This is a genomic window from Streptomyces sp. W16, from assembly GCF_033194735.1.
Classification (GTDB): domain Bacteria; phylum Actinomycetota; class Actinomycetes; order Streptomycetales; family Streptomycetaceae; genus Streptomyces.
On sequence record NZ_JAWOAI010000298.1, the window covers coordinates 1 to 12,301 of the forward strand.

The 12,301-nt window shown below is 68.8% G+C and carries 12 protein-coding genes and 1 tRNA gene; 10 read left to right on the forward strand and 3 right to left on the reverse strand.

Going from position 1 to position 12,301, the window contains the following annotated elements; all coding sequences use genetic code 11:
* The 3 genes from R6V09_RS32120 to R6V09_RS32130 form a co-directional block, all read left to right on the forward strand.
* The coding region (locus R6V09_RS32120) for an AIM24 family protein (RefSeq protein WP_317884973.1) at positions 1 to 903 on the forward strand (903 nt) is incomplete at its 5' end.
* A gap of 11 nt (positions 904 to 914) precedes the next feature.
* Positions 915 to 1,595 carry an AIM24 family protein gene (locus R6V09_RS32125; protein WP_317884974.1) on the forward strand — a complete coding sequence of 227 codons (681 nt, stop codon included), beginning with the start codon at positions 915 to 917 and terminating at the stop codon, positions 1,593 to 1,595.
* A 17-nt stretch (positions 1,596 to 1,612) separates the two neighbouring features.
* Positions 1,613 to 2,368, forward strand: a complete 756-nt coding sequence (locus tag R6V09_RS32130) for an AIM24 family protein (protein WP_317884975.1) — start codon at positions 1,613 to 1,615, stop codon at positions 2,366 to 2,368.
* A gap of 63 nt (positions 2,369 to 2,431) precedes the next feature.
* Here R6V09_RS32130 and R6V09_RS32135 read toward each other — a convergent pair whose 3' ends face one another.
* On the reverse strand, positions 2,432 to 2,953 hold the full coding sequence (locus R6V09_RS32135; RefSeq protein WP_317884976.1) for an NUDIX hydrolase: 522 nt from the start codon (positions 2,951 to 2,953) through the stop codon (positions 2,432 to 2,434).
* Positions 2,950 to 4,389, reverse strand: coding sequence for a zinc-dependent metalloprotease (locus R6V09_RS32140; RefSeq protein WP_317884977.1), 1,440 nt, complete (start codon positions 4,387 to 4,389; stop codon positions 2,950 to 2,952). Before R6V09_RS32140 ends, R6V09_RS32135 begins: the two co-directional genes overlap by 4 nt.
* A 192-nt stretch (positions 4,390 to 4,581) precedes the next feature.
* On the opposite strand from R6V09_RS32140, the gene R6V09_RS32145 reads away from it, so the two are divergent.
* From R6V09_RS32145 to R6V09_RS32160, 4 genes are all read left to right on the forward strand, one after another.
* Positions 4,582 to 5,694 carry an SDR family oxidoreductase gene (locus tag R6V09_RS32145; RefSeq protein WP_026179067.1) on the forward strand — a complete coding sequence of 371 codons (1,113 nt, stop codon included), beginning with the start codon at positions 4,582 to 4,584 and terminating at the stop codon, positions 5,692 to 5,694.
* Positions 5,695 to 5,803: 109 nt separating this feature from the next.
* Positions 5,804 to 6,265, forward strand: coding sequence for a molybdenum cofactor biosynthesis protein MoaE (locus R6V09_RS32150; protein WP_317884978.1), 462 nt, complete (start codon positions 5,804 to 5,806; stop codon positions 6,263 to 6,265).
* Between the two features lie 152 nt (positions 6,266 to 6,417).
* Complete coding sequence (locus tag R6V09_RS32155) at positions 6,418 to 6,582, forward strand: hypothetical protein (protein WP_019072131.1); 165 nt, start codon at positions 6,418 to 6,420, stop codon at positions 6,580 to 6,582.
* Between the two features lie 65 nt (positions 6,583 to 6,647).
* Positions 6,648 to 7,745, forward strand: coding sequence for a YlbL family protein (locus R6V09_RS32160; protein ID WP_317884979.1), 1,098 nt, complete (start codon positions 6,648 to 6,650; stop codon positions 7,743 to 7,745).
* Positions 7,746 to 7,850: 105 nt separating this feature from the next.
* Here the strand turns inward: R6V09_RS32160 and R6V09_RS32165 are convergent, their stop codons facing one another.
* The gene (locus tag R6V09_RS32165; RefSeq protein WP_317884980.1) at positions 7,851 to 8,393 is read right to left on the reverse strand and encodes a PPA1309 family protein; all 543 of its coding nucleotides are present in this window, start codon (positions 8,391 to 8,393) and stop codon (positions 7,851 to 7,853) included.
* Between the two features lie 174 nt (positions 8,394 to 8,567).
* Between R6V09_RS32165 and R6V09_RS32170 the strand changes: the two genes are divergently transcribed.
* The 3 genes from R6V09_RS32170 to R6V09_RS32180 all read left to right on the forward strand — a co-directional run.
* Positions 8,568 to 11,501: a UPF0182 family membrane protein gene (locus R6V09_RS32170; protein WP_317884981.1), complete on the forward strand. Its 2,934-nt coding sequence runs from the start codon at positions 8,568 to 8,570 to the stop codon at positions 11,499 to 11,501.
* 72 nt (positions 11,502 to 11,573) lie between these two features.
* A tRNA-Met gene (locus R6V09_RS32175) sits at positions 11,574 to 11,647 on the forward strand.
* A 206-nt stretch (positions 11,648 to 11,853) separates the two neighbouring features.
* On the forward strand, positions 11,854 to 12,301 hold a 448-nt coding region (locus R6V09_RS32180), incomplete at its 3' end, for a tetratricopeptide repeat protein (protein ID WP_327096833.1).

Consider the following 12,301-nt stretch of genomic DNA (forward strand, 5'->3'; position numbering starts at 1 on the left):
ACCGTGCCGCCCCCGGGACCCGCTCCCGCGCCCTACGGCCAGCCGCCGCAGCCGTACGGGCAGCAGGCCCCGGGCCAGACCGCGCCACTGCCTCCGGGCTACGGCCAGCCCCCGGCCCCTCCCGGCTACGGGCAGCCCACCCCGCCCCCGGGCTACGGTCAGCAGCCGCCCGCCCCTCCGGGATACGGGCAGGTTCCGGCCCAGCCGGCGGCCTACGGAGTGCCCTCCGGCACTCCCCAGGGCGCCGGTGTGTCGGCCGCGCTGGAGAAGTTCAAGGAGACGCCCACCGGGCAGCGCTGGACGCAGCAGAACAAGAAGCTGATCCGCGTCGACCTCGGCATCGGCGGCCAGCCCGTACTGGCGCGCCAGGGCAGCATGGTGCTCTACCAGGGCAAGGTCGACTTCGGCTACAAGGGCGCCGGGTTCGCCGGCCGGCTCGTGGGCAACGCGACCGGCCAGGAGATGCAGCTGATGCGCTGCACCGGCCAGGGCCAGGTGTTCCTCGCCGAGAACTCCACCCATCTGCACCCCGTCGAGCTCCAGGGGGACGCGATCTGCGTCTCCGCCGAGAACGTCCTCGCCTTCGACGAGAGCCTTCAGTACGAGGTCAGACGCATCGAGGGACACGGCATTCCCGGAGGCGCGCTGTTCACGATGCAGTTCCAGGGGACCGGCACCATCGTCGTGAAGACGCACGGCTCGCCCGTCGTCCTGCCGGTCACGCCGACCACGTTCGCCGACTGCAACGCGGTCGTCGCCTGGTCCGCCGCCGCCCAGGTGATCGTCTCCAGCCAGGTCCGGATGCGCCGCAACGCGTACCCCGGAGACACCGGCGAGAGCGTCAACCTGCAGTTCCGGGCCGCCCCCGGCAACTTCATCGTCGTCCAGCCGTACGAGGTCTGAGGGAGCCCGTCATGAACCAGCCGCTCGCGGGCTACGCCCCCGCACCCGTCACCGCCCGCATGGAGAACCACGGCAACAACATGCTGAAGGTCGCCATGCAGACCGGAAGCGACCTCTTCGCGCGCGTGGGCTCGATGATCGCCTACGAGGGCTTCATCCAGTACGAGCCCAACCCGCCGGCCGTGCGCCAGATCGCGCGCGATTGGATGACCGGCGAGGGCGCGCCCCTGATGAAGTGCTCCGGAGACGGACTGCTCTATCTCGCCGACTACGGCGCGGACGTCGTCGTGATCAACCTCAACGGCGACGGGATCTCCGTCAACGCCACCAACCTGCTCGCCTTTGACACGTCCCTCACCTGGGGTGTCGAGCGCGTCAAGGGGCTCGCCAAGTTCGCCGGGCAGGGCCTGTGGAACACCAAGATCACCGGCCAGGGCTGGGTCGCGCTGACCTCTCGCGGCAAGCCGATCGTCGTCGACTGCGGTGGCGGCGATGACGAGACCTACGTCGACCCGGACGCGCTCGTCGCCTGGTCCCCGAACCTCAAGGTGAAGGGCAAGCGCAGCTTCAAGGCGCAGTCGCTGATCGGCCGCGGCAGCGGCGAGGCGTACCAGATGGCCTTCTCCGGGCAGGGCATCGTCGTCGTCCAGCCCAGCGAGGACAGCACCGACCGTCTCCGGTTCCGGGGCTGAGGGGGGAACACGACACCATGCAGAGCCCGCTTTTCGCGTTCAACGACTCGCAGTCCCAGGACCGCTACAGCCTCCAGAACAAGCAGATGCTGCGCGTCGTCCTGGAGGGCCACGACGACATCCTCGCCCGCAAGGGCACCATGGTCGCCTACCAGGGACTCGTCGAGTTCGACGCCGAGTACCAGAGCAACCAGCAGGGACGCGCGCGTGCCTACACGGGCGAGGGCCTCAGCCTGATGCGCTGCCACGGGCAGGGCACGGTCTTCCTCGCCAACCTCGCCCAGCACATCCACGTAGTGGATGTGGAACAGGACGGCCTCACCGTCGACAGCAGCTACGTCCTCGCGATGGACTCCTCACTGCACCACGAGGTCATCGCCGTGGACAGCCAGTACGGCATCTCCGGCTCCGGGAAGTACCAGCTCAACATCACCGGCCGCGGCAAGGTCGCCCTGATGACCTCTGGCGCGCCCCTGATGATGCAGGTCACGCCCGACAAGTACGTCAACTGCGACGCCGACGCGATCGTCGCATGGTCCACAGGCCTGCGCGTCCAGATGCAGGCCCAGACGCATTCCTCCGGCGTGTGGCGGCGCCGCGGCAACACCGGCGAGGGCTGGGAGCTCAGCTTCATGGGCAGCGGCTACGCACTCGTCCAGCCCAGCGAGCTCCTGCCGCCGCAGAACGCCGCGATTGGCCAGGGCGTCGCCGCCCAGTTCGGCATGGGCCAGCACGGCGCGCACGCACAGAACCAGGGCAACGTCTGGAGCTGACCGTCCGGAAACCGACGTAAGGGGCGCCCGCCAGTGCGGGCGCCCCTTACACGTCCCCAGCCATCACAGCCTGGCGCGCGCCCCCGCCAGCAGCCGCACGACCGACTCGTCCGCTACGGCCGCCACCTCGTCGTAGGCGAACCAGCGCAGGTCCAGGGACTCGTCGCTGATCTCCTGCACGGCACCGGGAGGTGCCACGACCGTGTACTGGACGTCGTAGTGGAAGTGGCACGGCGCCGGGATGGGATGCAGGTCCAGGCGGACCGGGCCGCCCTGCAGCAGTGTCAGTCCGGTGATGCCGGACTCCTCGGTGGCCTCGCGCAGGGCCGCCGCCTCCAGGGAGGTGTCCTCCGGCTCGCAGTGGCCGCCCATCTGGAGCCACATCCGCAGCTTCTTGTGCAGGGTCAGCAGCACGCGACCCTGCTCGGGGTCGATCACCAGCGCGCTCGCCGTGACATGGCCGGCGTGGCACGACTTCCACATGCCGTCCGGGTGAGCGGCAAGGTGGTCCAGGTAGGCCTGGCGCAGGTCCGTCTGGTCCTCGTAGCTCTTGAGTACGAGGACCGCGTCGTCGTACAGGCTCACTCGGTGTCGTCGTCCTTGGAGTCCTTGTCCTTCGTCAGGTTCGGCTTCTCACCGGTGCCGCTCGCCGCCTCGCCGAGCAGCTTGTCCAGCTCGGAGAAGTCCAGCTGCTCGCGGTGCACGAAGCCGTCCGGGTCGTCCAGGTCGGAGGCCGTCGGCAGCATGTCCGGGTGGGCCCACAGACCGTCACGGCCGTCGACACCGCGCGCGTCCGTGAGCGAGGCCCACAGCCGGGAGGCGTCGCGCAGCCGGCGCGGGCGCAGCTCCAGGCCGATCAGCGTGGCGAACGTCTGCTCGGCGGGACCACCCGTCGCGCGACGGCGCCGCAGGGTCTCGCGGAGTGCGTCGGCCGACGTCAGACGCGGCTTCGCGGCGGCGTGGACCACCGCGTCCACCCAGCCCTCGACGAGCGCCAGAGCCGTCTCCAGACGGGCCAGAGCAGCCTTCTGCTCCGGCGTGTCCTCCGGCTGGAACATGCCCTGCTGAAGGGCGTCCTGCAGCTGCTCCGGGTTCTGCGGGTCGAACTGGCCGACCACGTCCTCCAGCTTGGCGGTGTCGACCTTGATCCCGCGCGCGTACCCGTCGACCGCGCCGTACAGGTGCGAGCGCAGCCACGGCACGTGCGCGAACAGGCGCTGGTGGGCGGCCTCGCGCAGGGCGAGGTAGAGCCGCACCTCCTCCTGCGGAATGCCCAGGTCCTTGCCGAACGCCTCGATGTTCAGCGGCAGCAGCGCGGCCTTGCCGACCGGGCCGAGCGGCAGACCGATGTCGGTCGAGCCGACGACCTCGCCCGCGAGCACGCCCACGGCCTGCCCGATCTGCGTGCCGAACATGGCGCCGCCCATGGAGCGCATCATGCCGATCAGCGGGCCCGCCATGGCCTGCATCTCCTCCGGCAGGACGTCACCCATGGCCGCGCCGACGCGCTCGGCGACCGGGTCCACGAGTTCCTTCCAGGCCGGCAGGGTCGCCTCGACCCACTCCGCGCGGGACCACGCCACGGCGGAGCCGGCACCGGACGGCAGCGAGGTCGCGTCGTCCAGCCACAGGTCGGCGAGGCGGACGGCCTCCTCGACCGCGGTGCGGTCGGCGGGGCCGATGCTCGCGTCCTTCGTGCCGTCCTGGGTGCCCTGGGAGACCGTCTGGCGGGCGATCTGCTTGGCCATGTCCCAGTTCACCGGGCCGCCCTCGTACGAGAGCATCTGGCCCAGTTGCTGGAACGCGGCGCCCAGGTCGTTGGGGTTCAGGGAGCCGAACATGGCTGCGAGCGGATTGTCCGCGCCGGGGCCGCCAAAGCCCCCGGCACCGGGCAGCCCGCCAAATCCGAACGGGTTGGCCGGTCCCTGACCACCACCGCTCTCCTGGTCCTTCTTCTTGCCCTCGTCGCCGTCGTCCGGCTCCTCCGGCGGAAGGCCGAATCCGAATGGGGTGTCACTCACGGGATTCCTCGGCTGTTAAGGCCGCCGGTTCTCTCCGACGGCACGACTGCCCTTCAACACCACCCAGCGTAGACACCGCGGGCCGATCGGGCCTCGGTGCTTCGCCAAGACCTGGCCTGCGGCAGGATGGATGCCACCTGGTACGGACGCGTCACGCGCGTCCGTACTGAAGACAACCGCTGGAGACGCCCGGTGAGTTCCCCAGATCCGCAGGTTCGCGCAGCGCGAAACCACTCAACCAGTCCCGCCGTGCGCGGGCCCGTCGTCGCGGTCACCGGCGCCGCGTCCGGGATCGGGGCGCTCCTCACCGAGCGGCTCGCCGCCTCCGAGGAGATCAAGCAGGTCATCGCCATCGACGAGCGGCGCGGCGAGTGCGCGGCGGCCCAGTGGCACATCCTCGACGTACGGGATCCGGCCATCGCGGAGAAGCTGCGCGGCGCCGACGTCGTCGTACATCTGGCGCTTGACCTCGATCTGGAGACCGACCCCGCCGCCCGTTCGGCGTACAACGTGCGGGGGACCCAGACCGTGCTGACCGCCGCCGCGGCGGCCGGGGTCCACCGGGTCGTGCTCTGCACCTCGGCGATGGTCTACGGAGCACTGCCCGACAACGAACTGCCGCTCTCGGAGGACGCCGAACTGCGGGCCACCGCGGAGGCCACCGGTGTGGGCGACCTCCTGGAGGTCGAGCGGCTCGCGCGGCGCGCGCCCCGGGCGCATCCCGGGCTCAATGTCACCGTCGTACGCCCCGGAGTCCTCGTCGGCGGCACCGACACCGCGCTGACCAGGTACTTCGAGTCGCCCAGGCTGCTCGTGGTGGCCGGGTCGCGGCCCGCCTGGCAGTTCTGCCATGTCGAGGATTTGTGCAGCGCCCTGGAGTACGCCGTCCTGGAGAAGGTCGACGGGGAACTCGCCGTCGGCTGCGACGGCTGGCTGGAGCAGGAGGAGGTCGAGGAACTCAGCGGCATCCGGCGCATGGAGCTGCCGTCCGCGGTCGCGCTCGGCGCGGCGGCCCGGCTGCACCGGATCGGACTCACCCCGTCCCCGGCCGGCGACCTGGCGTACACGATGTACCCCTGGGTGGTCAGCGGAAGTCGGCTGCACGACGCGGGCTGGCGGCCGCAGTGGACCAACGAGGAAGTGCTCGCGGAGCTCCTGGAGGAGGTCGCCGGACGGCACACGGTCGTCGGACGACGGCTCGGCCGCAAGGACGCGACGGCGGCGGGTGCCGCGGGCGCGACGGTCGCACTGCTCGGCGCGGCGGCGGTCGTACGACGGGCGCGGAAGGCCCGGCGCCGGATCTGAGGAGCGGTGCTCCCCGAGGACACCCTGTAGGACGCTCCAAACAGGCACACGCGCGTGCCTGGCGAAAGTGCTATTCCGCGCTGTCGGCAGGGTGCGGCACGATGGAGGCATGGCACCCACGATCGACCATCCCGGTGAGCAGGCCGCACAGGATCCCATCAAGCTGATCGGGATCCGGGAGACGCCGCTCTCCGTGGACGAGGTCTTCCGGGCCGTGGGGGACGACGCGGCCGGTGGGACGGCCCTGTTCGTCGGGACCGTGCGCAATCACGACGGCGGTGCCGACGTCGACCGGCTGGGGTACTCGTGCCACCCCAGTGCCGAGGCCGAGATGCGGCGCGTCGCCGAGAAGGTCGTCGCGGACTACCCGGTGCGGGCGCTGGCCGCCGTCCACCGCGTGGGAGATCTCGCGATCGGAGACCTGGCGGTCGTCGTCGCCGTGTCGTGTCCCCACCGGGGTGAGGCCTTCGAGGCGTGCCGGAAGCTGATCGACGATCTCAAGCACGAGGTGCCGATCTGGAAGCACCAGAAGTTCTCCGACGGCACCGAGGAATGGGTCGGCGCCTGCTGATGCCCACCCGTCGCGTCTGCTGACAGCCGCTCACCCGCTTCCCACCGGCCCTCCGGTTGCGTAACCGGCGCCCTGGCACGAGCGTTGTCAGTGGGGCTGGCTAATCTGCTGATCAGTCAGTTGAGGTGACTCTGTGGGGTTGGGAGGTCGGCATGGCGGCACTCGCCTGGTTGTTGATTCCGCTGGTGGCTGCGATAGGTGCCGGTCTGTGGGGCAGTTGGGCCAACAGGACCCGCAAGGTGCGCAGCGACGGTCCGGAACTGGACGGCTATGCCCGCTTCCGTGAGGCCATGGACAAGTCCCACTCCGGCACGTGAACGGAAGCGCGACCGGAGGGCGGCCCTGACGGTGCGCTGACAGACGCGTCCCGTACTGTCGTGCCATGCCACGCCGCACCGCGACGATGCTCGCCTCCACCCTGATGCTGATCGCGCTCCTGTGCGCGGGAGTCCTCATCAACGTCCCGTATGCGGAGATGTCACCGGGCCCGACGGTGAACACGCTCGGGGACCACGACGGCGAGCCGGTGCTGCAGATCACCGGGCGCAAGACCTACCCGGCGACCGGTCACCTGAACATGACGACGGTCCGGGTCACCAGCGCCGACTACAACATGAACCTCATCGAGGCCGTGTACGGCTGGCTCGCCCACGACGACAAGGTCGTCCCGCACGACACGCTGTACCCGGACGGCAAGACGGAGCAGCAGTCGACCCAGGAGAACGCCGAGGAGTTCAGCCAGTCCCAGGAGAGCGCCAAGGTCGCCGCCCTGGACCAGCTGGGCATCCCGGTGAAGTCCTGGGTGATCGTCTCGACGGTCCTCAAGGGCTCCCCGGCCGAGGGCAAGCTGCACGCCGGTGACGTGATCAAGGCCGTCGACGGTACGACGGTGAAGCAGCCCGACGACGTCGCGAAGCTGGTCACCAAGCACAAGCCGGGTGAGAAGGTCGCGTTCACCATCGTCTCGGCCAAGGACCAGGCCGCCGCGGTGAAGGCGAACAAGACGGCGACCGCGACGAAGGACATCACGATCACCACGGCGACCTCCGACGACACCGGCGCCAAGCGCGCCATCGTCGGCATCTCCGCCGGAACCGATCACACGTTCCCGTTCAGCATCGACATCAAGCTCGCCGACGTCGGCGGCCCGAGCGCCGGCCTGATGTTCGCGCTCGGCATCTACGACAAGCTCACCCCGGGCAACCTCACCGGCGGCAAGTTCGTGGCCGGCACCGGAACCATCGACGACACCGGCAAGGTCGGCCCGATCGGCGGCATCTCGATGAAGACCGTCGGCGCGCGCAACAAGGGCGCCCAGTACTTCCTGACGCCCGCCGACAACTGCGCGGAAGCCGCCAAGGACACCCCCAGTGGCCTCAGGCTCGTCAAGGTGAACACCATCAAGGACGCGATCAGCGACCTCAAGCTGATCAACAGCGGCAAGACCGCCGACCTCCCGAAGTGCAGCACCAAGGGCTGAACAAGCCCCTTCTTAAGAAGACCTCGCGTACGACTCCGGGGGCGCCCTCAGGCAGAGGGCGCCCCCGGAGTCGTACGCGAGGAACCGGAGTCGTAGCGGACGACGTCAGTCCTCGAAGGTCGCGGACAGGGCCTCGGCGAGGCCCGGGACCAGGGCGCCGCCCGTGAGGACCTCCGTGGGGGAGTCCTTCTCGCGCAGCCGCAGGGCCGAGTCGCGGGTGCCGTCGCGCAGGACCGCGACCGTCATCCGGACCTCCTGGCGGTCCGGGTGCTGGGCGACCCACTGGGTGAGCTTCTTCTCGCTCAGGCCGTCCGGGACGGTGGCCTCGGCGGACGGCGGCAGCATCAGCCGCTCGACGGTGAGCGCGCAGCCGGCCACCGCGTCGGGCCAGGCGATCGTGCCGAGGAACTCGTCCAGCGGCTTTCCGGCCGGGATCTCCTCCTGCTCGATCGGGGTGAGACCGGTGGTCTCGGGCTCGTCCCGCAGGCCGAGTTGGGCCGCGAGGCCGGGCTCCTGGGCCCGCAGCCGCGCGGTGTCTACGAGGGCGAAGAGGCGAGCGGGCTGGTCCCAGCCGAGGCCGGAGGCGTACTCGTCGATCTCCAGTACGGCCCGGGTGAGGGGGTTCGCTGCCATGGGAGTGTTGGACATAGTCACAATCCTGCCTCGTTCATGGCCGGAATCGGGAACCGAGTAAACGGTGAGTAAGTTGCATAGGTGTGGGCCCGCGATCACGCGGGGCTACGGACGGTCCGCGAAACCGGGGACCTGACGCAACGACAGCGACCAACAGCGAACTTCGAGGTGCGCACCTTGGCTTTCCAGATGCCGGACCGCGGCGGAGGCCCGCAAGGGCCGCGGATCAGAGTGGGCCGCCCGTCCCGGCGTGTCCGGACTTTGCTCATGACACTGGGCGTCCTTGCCGTACTCGGCATGGCGTTCACCATGTTCGCGGGCTTCTGGACGGACTGGCTCTGGTACCGGTCAGTGCATTACTCGTCCGTGTTCACCACCACCCTGTCGACGAAGATCGGGCTCTTCTTCGTCTTCGGTCTGCTCATGGCGGCCGCGGTCGGTGTGAACATCTGGCTGGCGCACCGGCTGCGCCCGCCGCTCAGCGCCATGTCGATGGAGCAGCAGAGCCTCGACCGCTACCGCATGGGCATCGCGCCGTACAAGAAGTGGCTGCTTCTCGCGATCACCTCCCTCGTCGGGCTGATCGCGGGCGCCTCGGCGTCCAGCCAGTGGCGGGTCTGGCTGATGTGGGTCAACGGCGTGCCCTTCCACCAGAAGGACCCGCAGTTCCACCTCGACGTCTCCTTCTACGCCTTCGACCTGCCCTGGTACCGCTTCCTGCTCGGCTTCGGCTTCGCCGCCGCGATCCTCTCGCTGCTCGCCGCCGCGCTGACGCACTACCTGTACGGCGGGCTGCGCATCACCAGCCCGGGCGCGCGCGCCACGGCCGCCGCCACCGGGCATCTGTCGGTGCTGCTCGGCATCTTCGTCGCGCTCAAGGCGGTCGCCTACTGGCTCGACCGCTACGGACTCGCGGTCAAATCAAGCGACTTCAAGGCGACGGGTGACTGGACGGGCCTCAGATACGTCGACGCGAACGCGTATCTGCCGGCCAAGACGATCCTGTTCTGCATCGCCGTCATCTGCGCGCTGCTGTTCTTCGCCACCCTGTGGCGGCGCACCTGGCAGCTGCCCGTCATCGGCTTCGGCCTGATGGTGCTCTCCGCGATCCTCATCGGCGGCCTGTACCCGGCGATCGTCCAGAAGTTCACGGTCCAGCCCAACGAGCAGGCCAAGGAAGCCCCGTACGTCCAGAAGAACCTCAAGGCGACGCGCGAGGCCTACGGCATCGACGACACCAAGGTCACGGAGTACTCGGGGACGAGCACCACCAAGGACAAGACCAAGCTGCGTTCCGACGTCGACTCCACGGCGAGCATCCGCATCGTGGACCCGAACGTCGTGTCGCCCACGTTCCAGCAGCTCCAGCAGATCAGGAACTACTACGCGTTCCCGACCAACCTGGATGTCGACCGCTACAGCGAGGACGGCAAGGACCAGGACACGGTCATCGGGCTGCGCGAGCTGAACCTCAACGGCATCCCGAAGAACAACTGGATCAACGACCACTTCCGCTACACCCACGGCTACGGCGTGGTCGCCGCCAAGGGCACCGAGGTCGACTCCGAGGGCCGGCCGGTCTTCACCGAGTCCGATCTGCCGTCCACGGGTGATCTCGGCAAGTACGAGCAGCAGATCTACTACGGCGAGAAGACCACCACGTACTCGATCGTCGGCGGTCCCCAGAAGGAGATCGACTACTCCGACGACAGCGGCGAGAAGACCACCAGTTACACGGGCAAGAGCGGCGTCAACCTCTCCAACCCGCTCAACCGGGCCGCGTACGCGGTGGCGTTCAACGAGCCGCAGATCCTCTACTCCGGTGCGATCGGCGAGGGTTCGCGGATCCTGTACAACCGCACGCCCAAGGAGCGGGTCGAGGCGGTGGCGCCCTGGTTGACCATCGACGGTGACGCCTACCCGGCGGTCGTGGACGGCCATATCCAGTGGATCGTCGACGCGTACACCACCAGCAACGGATACCCGTACGCCTCGCGGACGACCCTCGGGGACACCACGGCCGACTCGCTCACCGCGACGAACAACAACCGCGCGGTGGTGGCCCAGCAGAACCAGGTCAACTACATCCGCAACTCGGTGAAGGCGACCGTCGACGCGTACACCGGTCAGGTCAAGCTCTACCAGTGGGACACCGAGGACCCGGTCCTGAAGACCTGGATGAAGGCGTTCCCCGGCACGGTCGAGCCCAGGTCGGACATCTCGGCCTCGCTGATGGCCCATCTCCGGTACCCGCAGGACCTGTTCAAGGTCCAGCGCGAGCTGCTCACCCGCTACCACGTGACGGACGCGCAGACGTTCCTCAGCGGCAGCGAGGTGTGGCAGGTGCCGGACGACCCGACCAACAAGTCGGGCAGCGCGGTGCCGCCGTACTACCTGAGCATGAAGATGCCGGACCAGTCCGCGCAGGCGTTCTCGCTGACAACGACGTTCACACCGAACGGAAGAGACAACCTCAGCGCCTTCATGGCGGTCGACTCCGAGGCCGGCACGAGCGATTACGGCAAGATCAGAATCCTGAAGCTGCCGACCAGCACGACCGTCGGCGGCCCTAAACAGGTGCAGAGCGCCTTCAACTCCCAACAGGACATCGCCGAATCCATCAAGCTGCTCAAGGGCGGCGACTCCGACATCGAGTACGGCAACCTGCTGACGGTGCCGCTCGACGGAGGACTGCTGTACGTGGAGCCCGTCTACGTACGTGGTGGTGGACTCAAGTACCCGCTCCTGCGCAAGGTGTTGGTGGCCTACGGGAACAAGACCGCCTTCGAGGACACGCTGGACCAAGGGCTCACCAAGGTCTTCGGAGCGGCGACCACGACCACGCCACCGGATACGGGCACCACCACTCCACCGACATCCAGTAATCCAACGGTCCAACAGGCCCTGACCGACGCCCAGAAGGCCTTCGACGCGGGGCAACAGGCCCTGAAGAAGGGCGACTGGGAGGCGTACGGGCAGGCGCAGAAGGATCTGCAGGCCGCGCTGAAGCGGGCCGAGGCCGCGCAGACCGCGGCAGCCAAGGGCAAGAGCAGCGCGAGTCCCAGCAGCAGTCCGAGTGCCAGCAGCAGTCCCAGTAGCAGTCCGAGCAGTTCGAGTGGTTAGCGCAGCTCAGGCGGCAGTTGATCACTAGGTCGGAAGCCCACCTCGCACCGTGGTACGGTTGCAACACAACGGCGCGGGGTGGAGCAGCTCGGTAGCTCGCTGGGCTCATAACCCAGAGGTCGCAGGTTCAAATCCTGTCCCCGCTACTGATCGCGAAGGCCCGGATCCTTTCAAGGATCCGGGCCTTCGCGCTGTGCGAACGCATGTGCCGACGAGGGTGACGGCCGTGTCGCCGTGGGTACTTGGTGAAACCGTGTTTCGCTTGTCTCTCTGTGGGCATGTCGACAAAACGCTGTAGAGACCTCACTGGCTGCGGTATACCAGGTGTACCCAGGTTGCAGGTGGTGCGACGATGGACGTTATGGGGGACAAGGCAACTCTGTTGGATACAGGGCGTTTTGTGCAGCCTTCCGACCGGGACGAGACCGGTGAGGGGGAGGCTGTCGACGAGGCACGTACACGGCTCGCCGCACAGGCCGGCGACGTCGAGGCGACGAGTGTCCTCGGAGCGATGCTGCTGCGCCGCGGTGATCTCGACGGAGCCGAGCCTCTGCTGCGTGCCGCCACCGCCGAGGGCGACCGGGCCGCGGCCAACAACCTGGGTGTCCTCCTCCACCAGCGCGGATACACGGACGAGGCCGCCGGATGGTGGCGGATCGCCGCCGTGGCCGGTTCCGCCGCAGCCGCGCACGCACTTGGCCGGTACCACCGCGAGCGCGGTGACGAACCCGCCGCCGAGTACTGGCTGCGCCAGTCCGCCGAGCAGGGCCACGCGCTCGGCGCGTACGCACTCGCCGACC